The 24022-nt window shown below is 47.3% G+C and carries 19 protein-coding genes; 8 read left to right on the top strand and 11 right to left on the bottom strand.

The genetic code is table 11. The features are described 5' to 3' along the window. Nucleotides 1-31: 31 nt before the first annotated feature. From MKY92_RS28430 to MKY92_RS28440, 3 genes are all read right to left on the bottom strand, one after another. On the bottom strand, nucleotides 32-970 hold the full coding sequence (locus tag MKY92_RS28430; RefSeq protein WP_339298422.1) for a nucleoside hydrolase: 939 nt from the start codon (nucleotides 968-970) through the stop codon (nucleotides 32-34). Nucleotides 971-1068: 98 nt separating this feature from the next. Continuing rightward, nucleotides 1069-2139, bottom strand: a complete 1071-nt coding sequence (locus tag MKY92_RS28435) for an ABC transporter substrate-binding protein (protein ID WP_339301940.1) — start codon at nucleotides 2137-2139, stop codon at nucleotides 1069-1071. A 247-nt stretch (nucleotides 2140-2386) separates the two neighbouring features. Beyond that, entirely contained in the window at nucleotides 2387-2731 is a 345-nt protein-coding gene (locus MKY92_RS28440; RefSeq protein WP_315371442.1) for a Na-translocating system protein MpsC family protein, read from the bottom strand. Between the two features lie 374 nt (nucleotides 2732-3105). Here MKY92_RS28440 and MKY92_RS28445 point away from each other — a divergent pair, with 374 nt between their 5' ends. From MKY92_RS28445 to MKY92_RS28455, 3 genes are all read left to right on the top strand, one after another. Beyond that, nucleotides 3106-4023, top strand: a complete 918-nt coding sequence (locus tag MKY92_RS28445; RefSeq protein ID WP_339298423.1) for a hypothetical protein — start codon at nucleotides 3106-3108, stop codon at nucleotides 4021-4023. 336 nt (nucleotides 4024-4359) lie between these two features. Then, on the top strand, nucleotides 4360-5091 hold the full coding sequence (locus MKY92_RS28450; RefSeq protein ID WP_339298424.1) for a DUF3105 domain-containing protein: 732 nt from the start codon (nucleotides 4360-4362) through the stop codon (nucleotides 5089-5091). Between the two features lie 271 nt (nucleotides 5092-5362). Beyond that, nucleotides 5363-7081, top strand: coding sequence for a methyl-accepting chemotaxis protein (locus tag MKY92_RS28455; protein WP_339298425.1), 1719 nt, complete (start codon nucleotides 5363-5365; stop codon nucleotides 7079-7081). Nucleotides 7082-7433: 352 nt separating this feature from the next. On the opposite strand, the gene MKY92_RS28460 is transcribed toward MKY92_RS28455, so the two are convergent. Both MKY92_RS28460 and MKY92_RS28465 read right to left on the bottom strand, forming a co-directional pair. Further along, complete coding sequence (locus tag MKY92_RS28460) at nucleotides 7434-8387, bottom strand: nucleoside hydrolase (RefSeq protein ID WP_017691781.1); 954 nt, start codon at nucleotides 8385-8387, stop codon at nucleotides 7434-7436. 270 nt (nucleotides 8388-8657) lie between these two features. Beyond that, nucleotides 8658-10889 carry an MMPL family transporter gene (locus tag MKY92_RS28465; RefSeq protein ID WP_339298426.1) on the bottom strand — a complete coding sequence of 744 codons (2232 nt, stop codon included), beginning with the start codon at nucleotides 10887-10889 and terminating at the stop codon, nucleotides 8658-8660. 177 nt (nucleotides 10890-11066) lie between these two features. Here MKY92_RS28465 and MKY92_RS28470 point away from each other — a divergent pair, with 177 nt between their 5' ends. Both MKY92_RS28470 and MKY92_RS28475 read left to right on the top strand, forming a co-directional pair. Beyond that, nucleotides 11067-11693 (top strand): TetR/AcrR family transcriptional regulator, encoded by a 627-nt coding sequence (locus MKY92_RS28470; protein ID WP_339298427.1) that lies wholly within the window; start codon nucleotides 11067-11069, stop codon nucleotides 11691-11693. Nucleotides 11694-11783: 90 nt separating this feature from the next. Further along, the gene (locus tag MKY92_RS28475; RefSeq protein ID WP_339298428.1) at nucleotides 11784-12374 is read left to right on the top strand and encodes a GNAT family protein; all 591 of its coding nucleotides are present in this window, start codon (nucleotides 11784-11786) and stop codon (nucleotides 12372-12374) included. Between the two features lie 40 nt (nucleotides 12375-12414). Here MKY92_RS28475 and MKY92_RS28480 read toward each other — a convergent pair whose 3' ends face one another. Continuing rightward, nucleotides 12415-13311 carry a diacylglycerol kinase family protein gene (locus MKY92_RS28480; RefSeq protein WP_339298429.1) on the bottom strand — a complete coding sequence of 299 codons (897 nt, stop codon included), beginning with the start codon at nucleotides 13309-13311 and terminating at the stop codon, nucleotides 12415-12417. Nucleotides 13312-13816: 505 nt separating this feature from the next. On the opposite strand from MKY92_RS28480, the gene MKY92_RS28485 reads away from it, so the two are divergent. Then, nucleotides 13817-14410, top strand: coding sequence for a hypothetical protein (locus MKY92_RS28485; protein WP_036667883.1), 594 nt, complete (start codon nucleotides 13817-13819; stop codon nucleotides 14408-14410). Nucleotides 14411-14655: 245 nt separating this feature from the next. On the opposite strand, the gene MKY92_RS28490 is transcribed toward MKY92_RS28485, so the two are convergent. The 4 genes from MKY92_RS28490 to uxaC form a co-directional block, all read right to left on the bottom strand. Then, entirely contained in the window at nucleotides 14656-16533 is a 1878-nt protein-coding gene (locus MKY92_RS28490; protein ID WP_036612899.1) for an ABC transporter ATP-binding protein, read from the bottom strand. Continuing rightward, nucleotides 16530-18257: an ABC transporter ATP-binding protein gene (locus MKY92_RS28495; RefSeq protein WP_339298430.1), complete on the bottom strand. Its 1728-nt coding sequence runs from the start codon at nucleotides 18255-18257 to the stop codon at nucleotides 16530-16532. Before MKY92_RS28495 ends, MKY92_RS28490 begins: the two co-directional genes overlap by 4 nt. Next, nucleotides 18254-18796: a MarR family transcriptional regulator gene (locus MKY92_RS28500; protein ID WP_339298431.1), complete on the bottom strand. Its 543-nt coding sequence runs from the start codon at nucleotides 18794-18796 to the stop codon at nucleotides 18254-18256. The genes MKY92_RS28495 and MKY92_RS28500 overlap by 4 nt, the downstream gene beginning before the upstream one ends. Nucleotides 18797-19196: 400 nt before the next feature. Continuing rightward, the gene (gene uxaC / locus MKY92_RS28505; RefSeq protein WP_339298432.1) at nucleotides 19197-20639 is read right to left on the bottom strand and encodes a glucuronate isomerase; all 1443 of its coding nucleotides are present in this window, start codon (nucleotides 20637-20639) and stop codon (nucleotides 19197-19199) included. Between the two features lie 203 nt (nucleotides 20640-20842). Between uxaC and MKY92_RS28510 the strand changes: the two genes are divergently transcribed. Beyond that, the gene (locus tag MKY92_RS28510; RefSeq protein ID WP_339298433.1) at nucleotides 20843-21586 is read left to right on the top strand and encodes an MBL fold metallo-hydrolase; all 744 of its coding nucleotides are present in this window, start codon (nucleotides 20843-20845) and stop codon (nucleotides 21584-21586) included. Between the two features lie 64 nt (nucleotides 21587-21650). After that, on the top strand, nucleotides 21651-21929 hold the full coding sequence (locus MKY92_RS28515) for a hypothetical protein (protein ID WP_339298434.1): 279 nt from the start codon (nucleotides 21651-21653) through the stop codon (nucleotides 21927-21929). 449 nt (nucleotides 21930-22378) lie between these two features. On the opposite strand, the gene MKY92_RS28520 is transcribed toward MKY92_RS28515, so the two are convergent. Continuing rightward, nucleotides 22379-23860, bottom strand: coding sequence for an alpha-amylase (locus MKY92_RS28520; RefSeq protein ID WP_339298435.1), 1482 nt, complete (start codon nucleotides 23858-23860; stop codon nucleotides 22379-22381). Nucleotides 23861-24022 lie beyond the last annotated feature (162 nt).

Genomic DNA, 24022 nt, shown 5'->3' on the forward strand with positions numbered 1-24022 from the left:
AAATTGAACGCCAATGCCGTAAAGATCATAACTACGCGTTTAACGCGTTGATAAACAGTTCAAGGAACGCTTCTGCGTCCACGGTTTCGCAGACGAGGGTGTTGGGCTGCTCGCCCAAACGGTTTTGGAAGTCGCATACCATCTGCCCATCGCACAGGCGGCTGGCGGTTTCGACATCGACGTAATAGGATTTGCGTCCTACCAGTTCTGGGGCAAGGGCTACGCCCACGGCCAGCGGATCATGCAACGCGCAAGCGCGGACGCCGTTCATTTGTTCATACCGGTTGATGTAGATCTCCGTACTTTGAGCGACGTATGCGCGCAGTGCAGGATCAGTGAGACACTCAATCGTTGCTTCATTCAGCAATGTTTGACGCGTCACATCCAGTCCGACTTGCGTAAGCTTCTCGATGCCTGCGTGCAATACGATGCGTGCCGCCTCTGGATCAGCGTATGTGTTGTACTCGGCAGTTGGTGTAATGTTGCCATGTCCGTGAACCACACCACCCATGAAGATAACTTCCTTCAATAAAGAAGGCAATTCAGGACACTTCATCAGCGCGAGTGCCAGATTGGTTAATGGAGCAGTCATGATCAATGTCAGTTCGCCTGGATATAACTTGGCTTGCTCCACGATAAAGTCCGGCGCAAAACCTTCCTCGGCTTGCTTGGACACCGCCGGATCAGGCAGCGCACCACCCAATCCGTCCTGTCCATGTACCCGGTGTTCATAATGCGACTTGCGAGTAAGGGGTCCTGCCGCTCCAGCAATCACCGGAATTTCAGGTGCACCCGCAAGTTCAAGGATTTTGCACGTATTCTCAGTTGCCTGCTGGAGTGATACGTTCCCACAGACTGTGGTGATGCCGAGAATGTCTAACTTCCGGCTTTTGACGGCCAGCAAAATCGCCAGTGCATCGTCAATCCCCGTGTCCACGTCCAGAATGATGCGATTTTGCGCTTCAATCATCCGTTCTCAACTCCTATACGGTAATTGGTTGCTTGCTGCAAATGATATAAGTTCAACATGTTGACCAAAGATAACTTTTAAGTCAGTCGGTTACTTTTTTATTGTGCAATCTCGCGGTTCCAGCGATCTGTCCAGCCTTTAACCTGTTGATTCACGAATTCCATATCCAGCTTGTTCAGCTTCTCAACGACTTCAGCGCCGTATGTTACACCTTCTGCTTCTTCAGCAGTCAGTTCAACCTTTGTGTTAACCGGGGAATCGACCTTGGCTTTAGCAGATTTTGCTTGTACATCCTGACTCAGCTGCCAGTTGATGAACTCTTCAGCCAGCTCTTTGTTTTTGCTGCCTTTCACGACATTGATCGTGTTCATCACAGCATATGCACCTTCGCTAGGTGTAACAAACTTGGCATTAGGCACGGCTGCTTTCAGATCTTTGAAATACATTTCCATGATCGGTCCGCCCGCAATTTCTTCTTGGGAGAACATGTTCACGAACTCGGACGTTTGGCTATAGAATTTCACCACATTGCCGCTCAGTTTTTTCAGTTCAGCAAATGCCGCATCTTCATTAAACGTATCGTTTCCAGCCACACGGGAAGCTGCATCCACAACCATTGGGCCAGCTGTTGCTGTAATATTCGGGATGGTCAGATTACCCTCGAACGCCGGGTCCCACAGGTCACTCCATGAAGTCACTTCTTTGGATACGAGATCCGGGTTATAAGCAATACCGAGCTGTCCAACCGTGTATGCCGGGCCATAATCTTCACCCAGTGGTGCTTTGGCAATATCATAAATGTCATTTACATTTGGAATTTTGGAACGGTCGATTTTCTCAAACAGACCTTCATCGATACCTTGTTGCGCATAGTAGTCAGACAGGTAGATGACATCGACATTTGATGTACCTTGACGAATTTTGTTCAGACGTTCAGCGTTATTGCCCACTTCGAGCACGATGTCTACATTATGTTCTTTTTCAAAGGGACCAAATACTGATTCATTGAAGAAATCTTCCGAGAAGCCCCAAGTGGAGATCACCAGTTTGTTCGCTGATGTTCCCCCACTGCCTGATCCGCCTGTTGCATCCTCTGTACTGCTGCCACAACCTGCAAGTAATACCGATGTCATTGCCACTGCTGCCAAACCGCTAATCCACTTTTTCATCATGATCCTGATTCCCCCTGATATATGTGATGTGTATGAAAAAACAAAAAGAAAAGTGCTCTTGTATAAACAAGAACACTTTTCTTCGTAAACAAAGGAAAGCGACACCCGCTGCCGGTACATCATCGGTTTCTGCTTCAGAATCAATCCAAAGACAGACGCCATCATATGAAATTGTACGGAACCTAATCATGAATCCGGATAACCTCGGTATATATCAACAAGAATCAATCCTGCCGATCCATCCTTAGGTCTGTTCCAGAATCACATTTGTGATCGCCCACTGAGTGGACGCATCATAATCCCGCAATATAGCTTCAATTGGCAAACCCATGTGTTGCTCGAGCTTCTCCCGGAATTTCTTCTTATATAAGACAGACATGCGGAAGTCCACTTCCAGCTTTAAGCCGGGGGCCTCCCCTTCCAGGGCGTCAGAGCGCGGTGAACGTCGGTGCTTCGCGTAGAAGGTCACAATATTCTGGTCAATGGTCACTCTCAGGAGAGTGGTGCCAAATCCGAACAGTTCCTTCGAAATTTCGTTATAATACTGGCACATCTTCTTCTTGCTCTCATTGCTGTCCAGTAGTTCCATGAACTCACCCACATCTCTTACTACCGTACATTCGACGTGTTAACACGATTGATTATACATAAATATACGATCATAGGCAACCCAAAAGATATAGTTAACATGATAATAACACATAAAAGCGAACGATGAGACATTAACAGCAGAAAACAATTCGGCTTATACCACAGTGAATTTACATTAATATGCCTGCATGTCATTCCTATACTATTGTTGCTTCTACACTCCGCTTTAATACACAGGATTCGTGGCTTTGTTTCAACTTTCCCTAAATGGGCACTTATTCCTGCGAAACATAGACAAACTTCGTCATTAACCGTTAAAATGAGACACAATGTTGACATGTTTTTATTTTCTAGAAATTGGAGGCTTAACCCATGAAATGTCCAGTATGTAATCATGAAAATGGAGATGCCCATTTTTGCGAGAGGTGCGGCTCTAATCTAACGCAAACAACCTCATCACCAACTCCTGTACCGAACCCGGAATCTGCTGCTGCTTCCGAACCCGAATATACCCGTTGGTCCAGCACGCAGGCTACCTCTTCCCAGACATCTGCTCCATCCAACACACCATCCGTCTCCATTCACAAGGAACAGGCGAGAGAATCAACAGGTACCAATGACCATGCTTCTGCAGGAGGCAATAGCTCCAATCAGTGGAATAATATTGTGCAGAATGAGAAAGTTCAGCAAGCCAAAGAAGTAAGTAAACAGTATCTGTCCTATTTCCTCAGTGTATTAGCCCGTCCTTATCAGACGATGAAAACCGTTGGCAATCAGCATTCCCTAAACGGATGGCTAACGATGGCGCTAATTGCAGTTCTATCTTCTACATACTTCTTAATTACCTTTAGTCGCATAGGCATGGACGGCTTGTTCATTGGTGGATTTTTAAGGCCGCTATTGTTCACCGTCATTATCCTGATTGCCTCTATTGCACTGATGTACGCTATTCTGAAGATTGAAAAAATAACCTTCCGTCCCAAAACACTGGTTGCCCAGTTCGGTACATTGCTTGTTCCTGCTGTCGTATCCCTTGTTCTGGCGAATCTGTTTATTATCATCTCGTATTCTATCGCGATCTCATTGCTTGCTGTCTCGTATATCATTATCTTTGTTGCTCTGAACTCGGTACTGTTCCAATATCCACTGAATCGCACCCAAGCAGCCATCGACAGCATGTACAGCGTGTTGATCGCCAATGTGGTCGTGTTCTTTATTCTGTATCGATTGTTGGGTGAGATTATCATTGGACTGATTGGCATGATGCTTTCGCCGTTTGGTCGTCTGTAAAATAGTTCAGTTGGAATAAAGCTATTTACACTTGTTACTTCGATGATAGAACAACCTTCCGGTCGCTGTTATCCCATTAGATTATATGAAGGCGTTCCCTGCTCACACTGGGAACGCCTTTTTTTGGTTTTCCAAGGCATCATTGCGCTAGGCATGTTTCATACACTATAATGTGTAGTGCAACAGGTATGTTCTTATTTACGTAACAAACACAGAACTAGCAACTCCCGCTACGTAATGAGAGGATTCACTGTTGTTATTAACACTACATTATGTAGTGTATAAATCACTCATTTTACAAAGAAAGCAGAGGAACTCTCTATGGACATGACTCATATGAATCATATGCAAATGGAGCACGAGGCAGGTACATCCTACCTGTGGCTCATCGTAGGTGTAATCGTATTACTACTCTCCATCGCCGCCTATATCTGGGCATCACGCACACAGGGCAAAATCCTGGGCCACATGAAAAAGAAAGAGCGGGCGGACATCCAGAAAAAAAGTCGATCCCTTCGGCTGGCTGCACATGTAATGATAGCTGTGTCGATAATTATGTTTGGCCTGTTCTTCATGCAAGGAGCAGGTAAAACATATAATGTAGCCGATCTGGCATCCAACGCGACCATCGATGTTACAGACGATAAATATTATGGGGCTGACCATACGGAGGACCCTATCCAGTATGGAATGACAATTCCAACATCGGGGCCGCATAATCCGCATGATATCAAGTTTGGATTTTACACCGACTTCCCTGGCTACAATTACCTGGTACACAATCTGGAGCACGGGGATATCATCATCTATTATCGTGAGAACGCAAGCGAGGATATGAAGGAACATCTGAAATACCTCGCTAAATTCCGCGAAGCCGGAGCAGGTATCCTGGCTGTACCCAACAAGGATATTCCCGAAGGCAGTGAAGTCGTTGTGACGGCATGGACCAAAACGATGAAGCTCCACCAATTCGACGATGCCAAGGTGGGTACTTTTATCCATAAATATATTAATCAGGGACCTGAAAAGATTCCTGCCTCCATTCGCCAGGGCGGCGGAACGATGTAATGACGTAATTACTCCGTCATATGAAGCCCCTCTAAAGAGTAACAATGAGGTTTCTTCCACTGATGGGCATGACAATATAGGATTGAAACGAAACTAGCTCCCGGATCAAATTGACTCGGGGGCTAATTCTTTATGAACGGATGCCGATATTTCAAGTAGAAAATGGTATATTTGATATACAATACATACGAACCAAAGAAGAACGACAAGCACCAAGTAAAGAGACAAAGGGAAGATTGATTTAACAGATCAAGGGGGAACACTTTTACCAATGAACAGTTTGTTTATGAGGATCTTTTTATTTTTTTCCTGTCTGATGCTGGCCGCGGGTGCGGTTCTTGGCATTACCATGTACCGTTCATCGGCTCAACTGGTCGAGCAATCCATGGGGATGCAGGCACAGGCTGTGGCTGAACGGGCAGTAGCATTAATTGACACCTCTCTGTATGCACCACTCAGTACCGGACAGGACGAGACAGCATATTACGGCACATTGCGTGAGCAGCTTAGTCAGCTGCGCGAGGCCAATGGACTCAAGTATCTATACACCCTTGGTACACGCGAAGAAAATGGAACAAATACATATTTCTACGTTGTGGATGGGGCTGCTGCCGATGTGGCAGAGGATGACTTCTCCCCTTACGGTTCCGCAGAAGAGACCCATTATGAAGGAATGCTGCAAGCTTTTGAACAGAATGAGCCTATTCGGGGCGAACTCACACAGGATGACTATGGCGCTACCATTACAGCCTATGTGCCGATCCATGGGGCTGACGGAAAAGTACTGGGGTTGGTCGGTGCGGATCTGGACTCCACTGCGGTCTATGAACTGATGTCCCGCAACCGTATGACCATGATCTGGACAGCCTTGGCTATTGTGCTGCTGAGTGTATTGCTGGTGTATGGATTCGCCCATTACTTGACCCGTCCATTGGTGAAGTTGAAGAAGTTAATTACCCAGGTAGGAAAAGGCGACCTGACCGTCAACGTTGAACTTAGTCGCAAGGATGAGGTAGGACAGCTCGCTTCGGAGTTCAAACATCTGGTTACAGGTACCCGGGATGTCATGACGGGCATCCGTCAAAGCTCCGACTCTCTGCTACAGGCTGCAGAAGGTGTATCGAAACATTCACAGGCGACTGCAGAAGCCAGTCAGCGTATTGCCGAGCATACGAATCATACAGCCAGTGGCGCTGCTGAACAGGTAGCTCGTGCGGGCGAAGTAACGGTAGCCATGGAAGAAATTACACGCAGCATGCAGCACATTGCGAATTCTTCTTCTATGGTCGCGGATGTATCACAAGAAACGACCAATAACGCGGTGCAAGGTCAAGCCAATATCAACACGGCGATGGACAGCATGGATAAAATTCATCAAGCAAATGTGCAGATGGTGGCCTCCACCTCTCAGCTGGAGCAGTACTCAGGTAAAATTGAGTCGGTAGCACACCTGATGAAAGGCATCGCTTCACAGACCAATCTGCTCGCACTTAATGCAAGTATTGAAGCGGCTCGTGCAGGAGAGTATGGCAGCGGGTTTGCGGTGGTTGCCTCCGAAGTTCGCAAGCTTGCGGGGGAATCAGAGCAATCATCCCAGCATGTAACTGAACTGATCGCCGAGATGACACGCCAGACTGCCCTGTTGTCAGAACATATGTCTGCCAGCACATCAGCAGTCCAATCCGGTCTCGCTGTTGTTCAGGAGGCAGGCCGTTCATTCACATCCATTCATACCGGGATTGAGACGATGAATGAACGTCTGCACGAAGTATCCGCAGCATCCGAGCAGCTGTCTGCCAGTGCAGAAGAAGTATCCGCTTCTGTGGAGGATATGGAACATATCTCACGCGAATCCTCTTCGAGCATACAGAAGGTGTCTCATGCAACCGGAAGCCAACTGCAATCCATGGATGAGATGAGTGCATCCGCTGAATCTCTGCGGGTATTGTCCAGTGAGTTGAACGGGTTGATTGGTCGATTTAAAATATAGCGGGTAGCTTAGATTGCTATATAGATCGGCTATATAGTTGGACTAAAGAATATTCACACTTGCCACTTCGATGACAGAACAACCTTCCGATCGCTGTTATCCCCAGATTTTTTGATTCAATTTTACAATGGTGAAAATCTGAGGATAAAGGCGAACGCTCCGCTTCTCCAGCTTTTTTCTGTCCTCTACGTTCTCGTGTAAAATGATTAGTACAATTTATATAGATCAGCCCACAACCAAAAAAGCCGCACGGCAGGGACGGGATCATGGGGTTTAACCCCATTTCCGGACACTGCTTGCGGCTTTATTTTTGTTGTACCTTAAATGTTGGCACGCCTTACGGCTGCCTGAATTAGTAGCGCTGCGGAGCAGCTTTTTTACCCAAATCCGTCATGTACGTAAAGAACGCTTCCGGATCGGTATCATACACCAGTTGTACTGGACGTCCGTCTGCTTGCTCCACCGTGCGGCCCTGGCTAGGACCATCCGGGATAACAATACAGTTGACCGTTTTCTTCTTCACGATGTCCTCGCGTCCAACGGAAGCCGTTGTCAGCACATCCCACAGATAATATGTGGAATTTGTCTCACTGTACACCAGTGGCGGACAACCTGCGTAACAGTTACCCAGGAAATCAACGCCTTCGAAGCGACGCTCTGCTGCCCAGCGGTTACGAACGGCTGGAGTCAGAGGTACTTTGTTTGTGCTTTCCAGTGCAACCAGATCGATCTGGATACCACTTTGCCATACACGGTAAGCCGCTTCCGGGTCCCAGAATACGTTCCACTCTGCTGTACCGTCATGCTCAGGCTCTTCTACGTTACCACGCTCGAATGTACCACCCATCCATACCAGCTTGTCGATTTTCTCTTCAATGTCTGGTGCTTCGTCCAGTGCACGCGCAAGGTCAGTCAGTGGGCCTGTGAACAGGAGCAACGTTTTGCCTTCGGTATTGCGCACTTTCTCGATTAGATGCTGGTGTGCAGGAACTGCAGAAAGTGGTGCTTCCATTTTGCCGGACTCGTTCAGTACAGGAAGTGCATCTACATAGAAGGAATGCAGTCTCCACGCCGCAGGAAATGGATTTTTCCCTCTGGAGTTGGATTTGGATACCTCTACGGAATATGTACCGAAACGATCGATAATTTTGCGGCTGGCATCTGTTGCTGGCTCCAGATATCCGTCTGCCGGAATAACCGATACGCCGGTTACATGTACATTGTCCATTTGCAGAAGCATGAACAGCGATACGAGGTCATCCACGCCGCCGTCATGGTTAAAATACACATTAAGTTGGTTCGTCATGCTTGCTTTCATCCTTCCCCTGGTTGTCCCATTGATGTTGATCATCCGTCTGCCCAAGGCCGACGCTCTCTCTATTATGTCCCATAACCCTTGGCTACGTAAACCTTCCCCATGCAAAGAAAACAAGGATCACGCCTCATCCTGCGGATATTTTACAGTTCCACCATTCCATCTCAGGAGGACAACTGGTAGAGGTCATTTATCGTTCAGAAAATAAAAAAATGGACAGCTGGCTTGAAGCCCCGCCGTCCATTCCCCCCAATCCATGCATTACATAGACTGGTTTTGTTTCTCCTCATTCTTCTCTGCAATCGGAACATACTTGCCTGGCCAGAAGGCCCATTTGCCCAGCAATGCGGTGATCGCCGGTACCATGAACGGACGAACCAGGAAGGTATCCAACATCACACCAACAGCTGTGATAATACCAAACTGCACCAACACCTGAATTGGTAATGTAGCAAGTACCGCAAACGTTCCTGCCAAGATCAGACCTGCAGATGTAATAACAGAGCTTGTCTCGCCAACACCTTCTCTGATCGCTTGACGAAGTGGCATCGTTTTACGTTTCTGCCAGATGCTAGAGATCATGAAGATGTTGTAGTCTTCACCCAGTGCCACGAGGAATACGAAGGAATACAGCGGAATCGCTCCCTGAATGGCATCTGCGCCAAGTCCGTAGTGAATGATGATCCAACCCAGACCCAGTGCAGAGAAATACGACAGAACAACCGTTGCAATCAGATACGCTGTAGCTACAACTGAACGCAGGTATAATAGTAATAACAATGTAATCATGCCGATGACCACTGGAATAATGATCTTGGCATCCCGTTCTCCGGTCACTTCAATGTCATACTGTTCAGCCGTCTGACCATCGATCCAGACCTGACTGTCTACATTGCTTACTCCAGCATCTTGAAGCGCCTTTTCCGCAGTAGCCCGCAGATCCGGAATATGCTGCATTGCCTCCATGGAATATGGATTCAGATTGAATTCCACATCAAAGGCGGTAATGTTGGCATTCTCGGCACCCTGCTGAGCATCGCCTACTTTGCTAATGTAATCCAGCGATTCGAGACGCTGCTTCAGATCAGTTTCTTTGCCTTCGGCATCAACGATCACTTTGACTGGAGCCAGCTCACCTTGGGAGAATTGTTCGCCGATGACGGTGAAACCTTCGCGGGAAGGCACATCCTCCGGGAAGGAAGACAACAGATCATACGTGAATTTAACCTGAGTAGAGAATGCCGCCAGTCCTCCCAGCAATACCAACGTAATTGCAAGAACGGTCCATGGCTTTGTTACTACAACACGGCCAATCCAGCTTTCCTTCGCTTTGCGCGGGGCAGGAGCCGGTTTGCCTTTTTTCTTCGCACGTTCCACTTCCATCTCATGTGTACGTGGTACGAATGGATAGAATGAACCCCGACCGAAGATCGCCAAGAGCGCTGGAACCAGCGTCAGACTTGCAATAAACATAATAAAGATGGACAGACTGAATGGTACGGCAAAGCGATGATATGCACCGTATTCAGCCAGCAACAGCACCAGTAGTGCTGCAACGACCGTGAACCCACTCATGGCAATGGCGCCAGATGATCCGGTAATTGCCTGGAAGATGGCTTTCTTTTTGTCCGGCTCATGATAGAGAATCTGGCGGTATCTGGAGATCATGAACAGACAGTAATCCGTTCCTGCTCCAAATAACAACACGGTCATGATCGAGATCGACTGTGCATCCACCGTGATCCAACCTTGATCTGCCATGAATCCGAGAATGGGGCTTGTCACCATATACGCGAATCCAACCGCAATAATCGGGATAATCGCCAGTACTGGCGAGCGGTAGATCAACAACAACAGTACTAATACCAGTACAACCGTAGCGATCAGCAAGGATACATCGGCGGAGGAGAATAGCCCGCTCGCATCAATGGATATTCCTACAGGCCCTGTTACACGGGCAATCAGTGTATTGGTATCATCTATGGCGACATCGAACGGGTTTGCCCCGAAGATGTCTTGTGTTTTTTGCTCAAGTGCTTCAATAGCTGCCTTCAATTGTTCCGAATCGGCACCTTCATTGAAGAAAAGTGGCATAACCAAAGTACTTCCGTCTTCCGAAAGCTGGCCTTTCAATGCCTGTGGTGGCAATTGATAGAGTGGCACAACGGACTGTTGTTGTTCTACCGGATCTTGATCCAGTCGCTCCGTTAATGCCTGAATGTTCTCAATCTGCTCATCCGTCAGACCGCCGGCTTGACGCCATACGATCAGCGCGGGCAATCCTTCACCACCAGGGAATTCCTTCTCGGCAAGTGCAGCTGCCTGAACCGATGGTTTGGATTCACTCAGATCCTGTGCGTTATTGGTTTCACGATCACCTACAGCAGGCCATACCATGCCAAGCACAACGGCAATAATGATCCATACCAACAGCGTAATCCATTTGCTTCGTTTGCCGGCAACCCAGCGGCCGTAACCCGAACCTTCCTGCATTGTCTCTTCATCTCCCTATTCTGTTTCTATGAAGCCCTATTTATGTGATGGTGTAGTAATGAACCACGGGTCATAGTATAATCGAGTTAATTATATATACCGGAAGGTTAATTTTGCAATGCCTAATTTTGTGAACACTTCTAACAAGCAATTAAATACGTAAAGAGGTATGTACTTATGAGCAAAAAAACAAACATTCCCCGGTCACCGGGCAGACCCAAAACGGGTGTGGATCAAGCATCTGTGCAATCCAACATATTGATGACCGCGTCACGTCTATTTATGGAATACGGGTATGAACCCGTTTCTCTCCAGCAGATCGCTTCGTTATGTAATGTGACCAAAGCATCAATCTATTATCACTTCACCAGCAAAGCCGATCTGTTCACCGTTGCCATTACCCGCATAATGACGATGAGCATGCAGCAGACTTCACTCCGCCTGGATGAACCTGGCACATTACAAGAGCGGCTGATCAAGGTTGCGCAAGCGAAGATGCAGCACTCCCATATTGAGACGGAGAGCATGATGCGAGAAGCCGAGAAACATCTGAATACGGAGCAACTCAGCCAGATTCGAGAAGCTGAGGTTCAGATCTTCGAAGTGCTTGCGACCCACTTCAAGCAGGAGATGGACAATGGTTATTTGCGTGTTGCCAGTCCCATGCTGCTTGCCCATGCATTTACGTCACTGCTCATGCTCGCGAACCGCGAAGATGTACGTAACATGAATGGCGGCAGCATCGAGGAACTTGCGCAGGAACTGGTGGCGCTGTTTCTGGATGGAGCGGTTAAACGGAACTAAAGACCCTTCTATACGTTTGTCTATGAGCAGCACAAGATGATGTCCGGAATGTTGACCCCTTATTCCATCACATTTTAGGAGGAACAACTTATGTCACATTCAAAACCATCCCCACGCATCCCTCGTCTGCTAGAAACGTCGCGCATATACCTGCGTCCTTTCGAGATTACAGATGTGGATGCTTATTTCCCCAGCCTGTTTGACGCCGAGATGCGCAGGCTGACGGGAACACAGAACAGTTTCACACGTGCTCAGGTAGAACGTTATGTTGAAAACGCAGCACAGGATGACACTAGACTCATGCTACTTATTGCTTTACAGGAAAATGACCAGATCATCGGAGATGTCGTCCTGATGGACATGCATGCCAAGAATCGCAGTGCACATATCCGGGTTGCCATCGATCAGGCGGAGCATCAAGGAAAAGGTTACGGTAGCGAGGCGTTGTTGCTTATGCTGGACTACGGCTTTGGCATCTGTAACCTGCATCGAATCGAGCTTGAGGTGTACGCCTTCAACGAGCGAGCCATTCGCACGTACGAGAAACTCGGATTCCAGCGCGAGGGTGTGAAGCGCGATGCTTTGTTCTACAACCATCAATATCATGATGCGATTCAGATGAGCATGCTGGAAAATGAGTTCAGGCAACGTCATATGAAAGATCAGGCAGGGAATGATTGAGTTTCCAATCAGCCAAAATCAAACCAAAAAACCGGGGGATTTAGTACACCTCCCCGGTTAAAAACTTCAGATGACCCGTCAGCACCGAAAGCTCGGCGGGTGTCTTCATATACAATTCGCCATCCGTGTCAGCTGACATCGGCGCATCTGTCTTCACTTTAAGCGTAGATGCCTTGAAGTATGAAATGCTCTCACTCTGAGGTTGCCAATCTCCCTCCGGCTTGTGCGACAGAATCTCTCGCAGCAGCGGAATGCCTGTCTCATGAATAATGAGTACGTCCAGCTCCCCATCCTGCAATGCATCCGGTGCAAAGGGCAATGCATTTGTTCCCAGAAAACGACCATTGGCTGCATAGATCATCACCGCTTCGCCTTCCATCTCTTTCCCATCCGCCTCCAGTTGGTAACGAAACGGCTCTGTATGACTAATTGTCTGTAAGGTGCTGATAAAATAACTGAGCTTACCCAGCGCGCCTTTCAGATTTTCGTTAATATTCTGCGATGCATCACTGATCAAGCCAATGCCGAAAAAGTTCGTGAACAGCCGATCATTAGCTCGTCCAACATCAATAGATACCAACCGACCTGCCAGCATTTCTTGTGCCGCAATCTCTGCATCCGGTGAAATCCCGAGCGAACGCGCAAAGTCATTACAGGTGCCTCCAGGCAATATACCAATCAACGGAGGGTGTTGCAGATCAGCCAGCCCATTCACGCATTCGTGGACCGTGCCATCCCCACCCAGGATGAAGACCACATCGAATTGTTCCCCGCGTTCACGACACAGCATCTCTCCCTCACCCGGTTCATCCGTGCGTACAATGACGAGTTCATGAACAGCAGGAGCCAGCACACCAGCCACAAGGCCCACTGTATTCTCACGACTGGCCTTGCCCGAATGATGATGATGAATTAACAACGCTTTGTTAAACTCCATCCCTCTTCCTCCATTCCAATGCTTGTTACCCTTTACCCACAAAGGTTGAAGTCGTAAACAAGCCCTTCGCTAAGCACTCATCATGATTCCGAATAGGTTTCCCAATCAGGTATGCATCCTAATCGTCATTCATTCGTAATATGTATAAGTTAAACTTAAGATTATTCACACATGCCACTCCGATGCCAGAATAACCTTCCGATCGCTGTTATCCCCAGATTTTCTGATTTACTTTTACAAAGGTGAAAATCTGGTGATAAAGGCGAACGCTTCGCTTCTTCAGGTTATTTCTGTCCTCTACGTTCTCGTGTAAATGTATAGTTAAACTTAAATAGATAACCCTTTTATCTAACTAGCCAATTCCTTTTTTAACCAGATTTATGCATGAGAATGAGGGTTTCTCCGCACCTTAATGTCATAAGGTTGCAAATTTTGCTGGTGAGAACCCATTCAAATCGAGTCAAAACGGTTATATCTATACCATATACGAATGGAGGGATTCCCTATGATTCCAGCAACGTTGGAACAATTGGAGCAAGTTCGCAAGGAATGCCGTACCATGGTTCGCAAAAGAGCTACCGCATCTGCCGGTACAACACTCGTTCCACTGCCCGGTACAGACGTACTGGCTGATGTGGGAATGCTGATGCAGCTGTTGCCTGCCATTAACAATAAATTTGGTTTATCACAAAAACAGCTGGACGGCATGGACCCCGAGACCAAATCCATGATCTATGGATTCGTGATGTCCATCGGAAGCAAAGTCATCGGTCGTATGATTACCAAGGAATTGGTTGTACAGGTTCTGAAAAGAGTCGGCGTACGCGTAGCCACCAAATCCGTCGCCAAATTTGTTCCTTTTGCAGGACAGGGATTGGCTGCCGCACTCAGCTTCACAGCCATGCGCTATGTAGGTAACAAACATGTGGATGACTGTTATGAGGTTGTCAAACGCATGATTGAGCAGCGCGAATTAATCCCGGGCGAACCCGCTCCGTCTGCGCTGGAGGAAGCTAACAGCGACGACGTGAAGGCAGAAGTAAAGTCGGTCTCTAGCAATGACACTGATGAACCTGCGAACGATTCTAAGGATCAGTAAAATGCGGGTCATGCTATGCCCAAACTGAGGCTTACAAAGTATCTCATGACTAATCTGGATGTCCCACTCGGTGATCTTATGCCAGTCCCAATTACTTTGCCAACGTTCCTTCATATCTTATAGATCCATCGTATCCAAACGAATCCAATCTGCTCCGCATTAGGACCACTCCTCTGGATACACGACAAATAGCCGGGAGCACTCCTAAGAGTGCTCCCGGCTATTCTTGTTAGTTACATCTGTAATCAGATCGCCTGCGGTTGTTGCTCCGCAAACTGACTATTGTACAGATCCGCATAGAAGCCCTGGCTTGCCATCAATTCATCATGATTACCCTGTTCAATCACGTTACCATGATCCATAACCAGGATCAGATCGGCGCCGCGAATGGTGGACAAACGGTGTGCAATGACAAAGCTTGTGCGATCCTTCATCAGATCATTCATTGCTTTCTGGATAAACACTTCGGTCCGTGTATCCACGCTACTCGTCGCTTCATCCAGAATGAGGATGGCCGGATTCGCCAGAATCGCTCTTGCAATGGTCAGCAACTGTTTCTGCCCTTGAGAGATATTCGACGCTTCTTCATTCAGCACCGTGTCATAACCATCAGGCAGTGTACGGATAAAGTGATCCGCATGTGCCGCAACGGCTGCCTTGATGACATCCTCTTCCGTAGAACCTTCTCGACCATAGGCGATGTTGTCCCGAATCGTTCCGTTGAACAACCAGGTATCCTGAAGCACCATGCCGAACAGACTGCGCAGCTTGCCACGCTCCATGTCCTTAATGTCGGCACCGTCAATCGTAATCCGACCATCCTGAATTTCGTAGAAACGCATTAACAGGTTGATCAGGGTGGTTTTACCGGCTCCCGTTGGTCCAACAATGGCTACCGTCTGTCCCGGTTTCACATCAATGTTCATGTTATGAATGAGCAATTCATTTTCTTTATATCCAAAATTAACACCTTGGAATGCAACCGCACCTTTAGGCTGCTGTAATTGCACGGGTTGTTTGGACTCCGGAACTTCTTCCTCTTCATCCAGCAACTCGAATACCCGTTCTGCCGAAGCAATCGTTGATTGAATGATATTGGAGATATTTGCAATCTGGTTAATCGGTTGTGTGAATTGACGGGAATATTGTGTGAAGGCCAGAATATCCCCGATAGAGATCGATCCGCGTGTAACAAAAATCCCACCAACCACACAGATCAGCACATAACCCAAGTTACCCACGAAACTCATGAGCGGCATAATAATACCCGAGATAAACTGGGCTTTCCAGCCGGATTCATACAGTTCTTCATTGACCTTCTCAAATTGCTGTACGGATTGTTCTTCACGTCCAAAGGCTTTGACAACCTTGTGTCCGGTATACATCTCTTCGACATGACCATTCAGTTCACCAAGGGATTTCTGTTGACCCGCAAAGTGTTTTTGTGAACGGGAAGCGACCAGCATGACAACAACCACACTAAGTGGCAGCGTCAAAATTGTGATCAGCGTCATCCATGGACTAATCGTCAGCATCATGATAATTACGCCGACAATCGTTACGATGGACGTAATGAACTGTGCCAAACTTTGCTGAAGTGTATTACTGATATTGTCCACGTCATTCGTGGCACGGCTAAGTGTCTCCCCAGTTGTGCGGGAGTCAAAATATTTCAAAGGAAGACGTCCAACCTTCGCACTGATCTGCTCACGCATGTCATACACAACACGCTGGGCCACACCGGCCATCAGGTATTGCTGAACATACATAAATGCAGCACTGAACAGATAGAGTCCGCCAAGCAGGTATAATACTTTCATCAATGCAGGAAAATCAATCCCGGCTCCCTGTACACCCTGAAGGATGGCAATGGCGCCTTTACTGAGAATATCCGTTCCTTCTGCCATAACTTTTGGACTGATGATGCTGAATACGGTACTCAAAATGGCTGCAACCAGCACACCTAACAGACGAGAACTATGGGGCTGGAGATAACGTATCAAGCGCCGCAGTGTGCCTTTAAAATCTTTTGCTTTCTCAGCGGGAGGTCGCATGCCCATTCCGGGACCTGGACCAGGCCCACCATGGGGACGAGGCGACTTACGTTCTGTACGTTCACTCATGCGATCTCCTCCTCTGTCAGCTGGGAGGATACAATCTCGCGATACACTTCATTGTGCTCCAGCAGCTCTTTATGTGTTCCTGAACCGACAATTTGGCCCTCATCCATAACCAGAATGCGATCGGCATCCATTACTGTACTTACGCGTTGCGCAACAATTAGCACAGCCGCTTCTGTCGTTTCCGACTTCAGTGCAGCACGAAGTTTAGCATCCGTTTTAAAATCGAGAGCAGAGAAACTGTCATCAAAGATATAAACTTCCGGACGGCGAACAAGTGCGCGAGCGATGGACAGACGTTGCTTTTGTCCACCAGATACGTTGTTACCACCTTGCGCGATAAGGCTGTCATATCCCTCTTTCATCTCGGTAATGAAGTTCTCCGCCTGAGCCGTACGGGCCGCATGAACAACTTCATCCATTGTGGCATCGTCTTTTCCGTGACGGATATTCTCCGTAATCGTACCCGTGAAGAGGACTGCTTTTTGTGGTACAAAGCCAATTTTGGCACGCAGATCTTCCTGCCGAATTTCACGCACATCCGTACCATTTACCCGAACACTGCCTTCAGTCACATCATAAAATCGTGGAATAAGGCTGAGCAATGTCGATTTTCCAGAACCCGTACCACCGATAATGGCTGTTGTCTCACCTGAGCGAGCTGTGAAGGAGATATTGGACAAAGCTGGATTCTCTGCGCCCGGATAACGGAAAGTTACATTGTCAAACTCAATCATACCCTGCATGGATTTCATGCCCCGAGGCTGCTCGGGGTTGCTAAGATCCGGCTGCATATCAAGCACTTCGTTGATCCGTTCTGCCGATGCTGAAGCTCTTGGGATCATAACAAAGATCATCGAAACCATAATAAGTGAGAACATGATCTGCATTGCATATTGGATGAAGGCAATCAACGCACCGATGTTCATATTGCCGCTGTCGATCCGCATTCCACCAAAATAAAGGATGGCAATCATCGAAAAGTTCATAACCAGCATCATCACAGGCATGATGGTCGCCATCAGCACATTAACTTTGATCGATGAATCTCTCAGTTCTGTATTGGCCCCGTTAAAGCGCACTTTCTCATGCTCCCCACGGTTAAAGGAACGAACAACCCGAATCCCTGTTAACTGCTCACGCAGCACCAGATTAAGTCGGTCCAGCTTTTTCTGAATGGTTTTGAACAAAGGTAGACCCTTGGCACCAATTAGCGCAATGGCTCCGCCCAGTACCGGAAGCACGACCAGGAAAATCGTAGACAATTTGGCGTCCTGAGATACCGCCATGAAGATCCCCCCGATACACATGAGCGGAGCCATAATCATCATGCGCAGCATCATTGTAAGTACATTCTGTACCTGCGTGATGTCATTCGTCGTACGCGTAATCAGTGAAGCAGTACCCATCTTATCGAACTCCTGGAGCGAGAAGTTCTCCACATGGCGGAATACTCTGCTACGCAGTTGTTTGGCAAATCCACCCGCTGTTCGAGATGAGAGATAACTGGCAATCACCGAACACGCTGTTCCGCCAATCGCGATGACCAACATCCATCCACCAATTTGCCAGATATACGGGATATCCCCTTTAATGATGCCGTCATTCACAATATCTGCCATTAACGTAGGCAGGTACAATTCAGCAAGCGACTGAAACAGTACCAAAACCAGAATGAAAATAATCGGAATTCGGTATGGCTTCAGCATGCTAAACAGTTTCATCATGGCTTATCATCTCCTCTTGTCGAATCATCCTTTTGCAAGGAAGTTAATGTATCAAAAAAGGTGTATACCTTTGTCAACAACTCAGCCAGCTGAGTACTGTCTTGCTCACCCAAATGCTCAACTAACTTATTGAATATTTCCATGCGTTCTTGGTGAGCAGCCCGAATAATTCCACGACCTGCTTCAGTAATCGTGATGCGGACAGCACGGCGATCCTCCGGGTCCATCGTCCGTTTGACCAGCCCCTCATCTTCAAGCCCACGAATAACAGGTGTAATGGTCGGTGACTTCACTCGTAGCAATGCGCTGATTTCCGAGACTTTCATCCCGGGATGATTGGATTCGATCGTGTCATTGAAATCAGGCGGATTGTCCTGCCAGTTCAATTGTTCTCCCGGATGCATCCCGTGGAGTAAACAACCCAGCACCATAATTTCATTGTGATTGCGCCCATGAGGTTTATGTTGCCTCCATTTGCCTTTATTAAACTGCATAATGGAGTACAAAAGCTTCTGAGCGACCGGATCTATGCCAGTCATAATGGGTCCCTCCTTCTTTCTTTATCATTCCATAGACATCCAACATCATAGGACATCTATTAAATAGCAGTACAATTAAATAGATGCACAATTAATTAGGTGTACTAAGTATATTATCGCAAGAAGCCATTGTCAAACATCTAAAAATAACCAATATAAACCCATAACCAAGAGCCTATACGGGCTTGATTTTGGGTTTTCTCATTTTGCCGTCATTGGAGCTTTCTATACTTATTATGTGCAATTCCATGAATTCAACTTACAAAGAAGCTCCCATTCCTTACTCCGGTGGATGATGACCCGGGGTAAGAAATGGGAGCATTTTATTGCGATTGAAAATTAGAAACAAGAGAATCTCCTAAATTGCATAAATTGCATGATTAGGTACGTTTGTTACTCATTAAGACTGTGAAGCAGAGACTGTTTTAGGCACTGAGGCAAACGGGAAATATTCTTTTGCATTGTTGTAGGCGATGCCCTGTACGATCTGGCCAAGCAGCTCCAGATCCTGCGGTGCCTCCCCTTGTTCGGCCCACTCACCGATGAGGTTGCAGACCAGACGACGGAAATACTCATGCCGGGTGTAGGACAGGAAGCTGCGTGAATCGGTCAGCATACCGACAAAACGGCTGAGCAGACCAACATTCGCCAGGGCCTTCATCTGAGCAAGCATGCCGTCCTTCGTATCATTGAACCACCAGGCTGCACCAAGCTGGATTTTGCCCGGAATGCCCCCGCCCTGGAAGCTGCCGATGATCGCCGCGAGCACTTCGTTGTCCCTTGGATTCAGAGAATACAGAATTGTTTTGGGCAGTGCTTGTTGCTGTTCCAGCGCGTCGAGCAATCCAATCATCGCTGCGGAAAGCGGCGTATCATTCACTGCATCGTAACCGGTATCCGGCCCAAGCTTGGCAAACATCCGCGTATTGTTGTTACGGGCTGCATTAATGTGGAACTGCATCACCCAGCCCCGCTCTGCATACAGTTTGCCAAGGAACGTCAGCGTTACCGTCTTGTACTTGTCCTCTTCCTCACGAGTTACCTTCTGACCCGCAAGTACCTTTGCAAAGATGGCAGCTGCTTCTTCGCGTGTAGCCACGCCGTAAGGAACATAATCGAGTGCATGGTCAGAGACTCTGCCGCCGACAGAATGGAAGAATTCCACACGTGACTCCAGCGCAGCAAGGAAGGATTCATAATCTGAAATGGCAGTGCCAGATGCCTGCGACAGCTTGCCCACCCATTCCACGAAGGTATCCCGGTTCAATTCCAAGCCTTTATCTGGGCGGAAAGAAGGTAATACCGCCGTATCAAAGCCTTCGATTTCCTGAATCTTCAGATGATACTCCAGAGAATCCGTTGGATCATCGGTTGTACACACAACAGTGACATTGGATTTGGTAATCAGATCACGTGCACCGAATCCGTCACTGTTCAGTTTGGCATTTACTTTGTCCCAGATGGTCGGTGCGCTTGTCTCATTTAATACTTCGTAGACGCCGAAATATCGCTGTAATTCCAAGTGAGACCAGGCGTACAGCGGATTACCAATCATCATAGGGACCGTTTTGGCATAAGACAGGAAACGATCGTAATCGGTCACTCCTTCGCCGCCGGTCACATATTGCTCTTCAATTCCGTTTGCGCGCATGAGCCGCCACTTATAGTGATCACCGTATAACCAAGCCTCTGTAAGATTGCCAAAGGTTTTGTTCTCGTAGATCTCCTGAGGACTGAGGTGGCAATGATAATCAATAATCGGCATGTCTTTGGCATAATCCTCATATAACTTGATCGCCGTTTCATTGTGCAGCAAAAATTGTTCATCCAGAAAAGATTTCATTCGCCTCGCACGCTCCCTTTAGGTGAGTTTACGTTCATATGGGTTCACTTCCCATCTTTACGCTACACTGTTTATCATCAAAGTTCAATATAAAATGATAGCGTTATCAAAAAAGGTTGATTTAGGCATATATTCGGGAACAAGGTATACTGGATTTAACGCAAGGATGCTGATCTGAAGATCACACAAGGAGATGAAATGAATTGAAAGTTACTTTTCTGGGCACAGGAGATATGTTCAGCGTGGAGCAGCACCACAATAGTATGCTGGCTGAATTCGGAGACACGCATCTGGTCATTGATTTTCCCGAATCAAATGCTAAAGCACTCAAGGAATATGGATTCGCCATGACCGATATCCACAACGTGTTCATTACCCATTTGCATGAGGATCATATTAACGGTGTACAGATGCTGGGTTATTACGCACAGATCGTAGGCGACCGCAAACCCCGTCTGTTCATCCACGAACAATTGGTAGAGCCACTCTGGAACATTCTATCCCCCGGCATGCGCTACACAACGGATGGTGAACGTACCATGAGCGATTACTACGATGTCGTTCCCCTGCCAGATGGAGGCACATTTGAACTGGACGGCGTGACGTTTGAGACGTTTCGGACGCAGCATGTTCCCGGTATGGTCAGCAATGGGCTACTCGCCAAGCCTTACTTCTATTACAGTGCAGACAGTACACTCAACCAGGAACGGGTGGAGCAAGTTGCCGCTGATGTGCAGCTGATTTTCCATGAATGTCATATGCATGATCTGGTGATCAAATCCCATACCTCATTAAAGGATCTGGAGCAGTTACCCGCGGAAGTGAGACAGAAAACCGTACTGATGCATTATCATGATGAGTACGCGGATGCGGACAAACGGGAACAGTTCAACCGCGAGCATGATCTGCGGATGGTTGGTACGTTGGAATCATTTGAACTGGAGTAGGTAAACGGAAAGAGGGTATCGGATATTATCGTATTCGATCTATATTCTAATGGAGGTCATTGCTATGGAATATCGAATTGAACAAGGTTACTTTCTGATATACTCTCCTGCAAGAAGCACCAGTAGTGGAGACATCATGGTGGTTAAATTACTGGAAAGACCCTTTAAGGATAGAGTTGAATTCCTCATTAACAGCAAAAACTATGAGTGTACTACACACCATGAATACTTAAACTTTGAGCCAACTTCTCATCATAAACCTGAGAAGCCTGGAGCATTTTCAATGGAACGAAGTGAGTTCAATCGAATGTGGGATACGATGAATCAGTATTTTGAAGAGTAATAACCTTATCCTGCTGTTAAATCTAAGCTGATTCCTTTTTCTCATTTCATGTTTTCACTTACAGCAGTGTTTCGAGTACGTATGGCGAGCCTTAACCCACGTTAAGCTAACGAATCTGAGAAGCCTTAATGCGTTAAAACCCGAGGTTTCAATATTCTAATGAATCTCAGACGCGTTAATCTGGTGATGTTGCTCCAATTGGCGCTATTTCAATCGTTTTTGAGAGAAATAAGGTTACTGAGATTCGTTAGAATTCCAATAACGCTAATTCAGTGCAAATAAGGCGTGCAAAGTTCGTTAGGATGGAGTTTTAGTTGTACCTAGAAAATGCAAAAAACCACCTGAACACAGGTATATTCGCTCTCCTGTTCAGATGGTTTAACGATCAATCTATATACTGTTTTCATATCAATCGGTGTACCTTTTCTTATCCTGCCTGGCACATGCCATTACTCAGCGTCAGCGCAGTCCTCATTCTGTTCGGGAAGGGCCCATACCGACACGCCCCCACCGCACACATGGAAGGTGGCCCAGCCGTCTTTCTCAATGGTAATCTGATCCTCACAGCTCTTCGTCAGATCCACCCAGACTTCACCAGCACGATGCTCGCCGATGAACATTCTCTTCTCACCGTCATCCCCGTTGGAGATGACCACTGCACAACCGGAACCTTCGATTTCCTCTACGCCACGACGTACCCAGCCAATCGTATTTGCGTGATCGAAGTAATCTTCCTGCTCTCCATACGCCTTGTTGCAACGGGCAGACAGCAGAATGTCCAGAATTTCTTTTTTGCCATCCACAGGTTCAGGTCCACCAATGCCATAATAATCCCCGTAAAATACAACCGGATAACCATCTCGACGTAATAACGTCAAGGCATAGGCGCTCGGCTTAAACCAGTCTCCGATCCATGATTCCAATGCTTCATGTGGTTGGGAGTCGTGGTTATCTACAAAAGTTACTGCATGTGTAGGATGGGTCTGCACCAAGGTGTCATCAAAAATTTTGGAGAGATCAAAGTCTCTACCTGCAAGCGAAGCCTCATGCAACTTGTAGTGAAGAGACACGTCAAACAGGTCGATCTGATAGTCTACCGTATCGAGGAATTCACGACATGCATCCAGGTTTGAATTCCAGAACTCGCCTACGATGTAGAAATCCAGACCGCGTTTGCGAATCATCTCTGCTGCAAACTCCTTGATGAATTCGTGGTTGATATGTTTAATCGCATCCAGCCGGAACCCACCACACTGAAGGGTATCGATCAGCCATTTCCCCCAGTCAATCATCTCGCGCCGAACATCCGGGTGGTTATAATCTATATTGGCGAACATCAGATAGTCATAGTTGCCAAACTCATCATCGACATTCTCATTCCATTTTTTATTCTCTCCTGCGATGCGGAATACACCTGTTCGTTCTCCCTTGGCGTCAAAGTCTGTACCGTTGAAATGTTCAGAGCTCCACTTAAAGGAGGAGTATTGATCTCCGCGACCCGGGAATGTGAATTTGGTCCAGCCCTCAATCTCGAACGGTTTGGAAATTTCCTTCGTCCGATCATTCGGATCAACCTCAATCACTTTGAACACTTCCGTCTCATCTGCTCCGGCCTTGTGATTCATAACCAGATCCACATAGACGGCTATGCCGTTCTTCTGACACTCAGCAATGGCCTCCACCAATTCCTGCTTGGTGCCATATTTGGTTCGTACGGTACCCTTTTGATCAAATTCGCCCAGATCATACAGATCATATACACCATAACCTGTATCTTCTGCTGACACTGCCTTGGTTACGGGTGGCACCCATACCGAGTCAATGCCTTTGGCTTTCAGTTCCGGGGCCATTTCAGCCAGTCGCTTCCAATGATCTCCGTCTGCAGCCAGGTGCCATTCAAAAAACTGCATCATGGTATGATTTCTCTTCATTATAACCGACCTCCTTGATTGCTATCGAAGCGGACCGCGGAACGGATAGGGTAATTCGCCGTTGTTCGTTCGTTGCTAACCAAGTTATAACCCTTTCACCCTACCCTTCAATCATGTAAAGGAAAGAAATCTGAGAAAAATGTTAAACTTCTTGGTCCAGCA

Source organism: Paenibacillus sp. FSL R5-0623 (assembly GCF_037974265.1).
In the GTDB taxonomy this organism is placed as follows: Bacteria; Bacillota; Bacilli; order Paenibacillales; family Paenibacillaceae; genus Paenibacillus.

Bases quoted from the DNA above. Each gene is read 5' to 3' on its own strand.
- MKY92_RS28430 (WP_339298422.1), bottom strand. From the start codon at position 970: ATGATTGAAGCGCAAAATCGCATCATTCTGGACGTGGACACGGGGATT.
- MKY92_RS28435 (WP_339301940.1), bottom strand. From the start codon at position 2,139: ATGAAAAAGTGGATTAGCGGTTTGGCAGCAGTGGCAATGACATCGGTA.
- MKY92_RS28440 (WP_315371442.1), bottom strand. From the start codon at position 2,731: ATGGAACTACTGGACAGCAATGAGAGCAAGAAGAAGATGTGCCAGTAT.
- MKY92_RS28445 (WP_339298423.1), top strand. From the start codon at position 3,106: ATGAAATGTCCAGTATGTAATCATGAAAATGGAGATGCCCATTTTTGC.
- MKY92_RS28450 (WP_339298424.1), top strand. From the start codon at position 4,360: ATGAATCATATGCAAATGGAGCACGAGGCAGGTACATCCTACCTGTGG.
- MKY92_RS28455 (WP_339298425.1), top strand. From the start codon at position 5,363: ATGAACAGTTTGTTTATGAGGATCTTTTTATTTTTTTCCTGTCTGATG.
- MKY92_RS28460 (WP_017691781.1), bottom strand. From the start codon at position 8,387: ATGACGAACCAACTTAATGTGTATTTTAACCATGACGGCGGCGTGGAT.
- MKY92_RS28465 (WP_339298426.1), bottom strand. From the start codon at position 10,889: ATGCAGGAAGGTTCGGGTTACGGCCGCTGGGTTGCCGGCAAACGAAGC.
- MKY92_RS28470 (WP_339298427.1), top strand. From the start codon at position 11,067: ATGAGCAAAAAAACAAACATTCCCCGGTCACCGGGCAGACCCAAAACG.
- MKY92_RS28475 (WP_339298428.1), top strand. From the start codon at position 11,784: ATGTCACATTCAAAACCATCCCCACGCATCCCTCGTCTGCTAGAAACG.
- MKY92_RS28480 (WP_339298429.1), bottom strand. From the start codon at position 13,311: ATGGAGTTTAACAAAGCGTTGTTAATTCATCATCATCATTCGGGCAAG.
- MKY92_RS28485 (WP_036667883.1), top strand. From the start codon at position 13,817: ATGATTCCAGCAACGTTGGAACAATTGGAGCAAGTTCGCAAGGAATGC.
- MKY92_RS28490 (WP_036612899.1), bottom strand. From the start codon at position 16,533: ATGAGTGAACGTACAGAACGTAAGTCGCCTCGTCCCCATGGTGGGCCT.
- MKY92_RS28495 (WP_339298430.1), bottom strand. From the start codon at position 18,257: ATGATGAAACTGTTTAGCATGCTGAAGCCATACCGAATTCCGATTATT.
- MKY92_RS28500 (WP_339298431.1), bottom strand. From the start codon at position 18,796: ATGACTGGCATAGATCCGGTCGCTCAGAAGCTTTTGTACTCCATTATG.
- uxaC (WP_339298432.1), bottom strand. From the start codon at position 20,639: ATGAAATCTTTTCTGGATGAACAATTTTTGCTGCACAATGAAACGGCG.
- MKY92_RS28515 (WP_339298434.1), top strand. From the start codon at position 21,651: ATGGAATATCGAATTGAACAAGGTTACTTTCTGATATACTCTCCTGCA.
- MKY92_RS28520 (WP_339298435.1), bottom strand. From the start codon at position 23,860: ATGAAGAGAAATCATACCATGATGCAGTTTTTTGAATGGCACCTGGCT.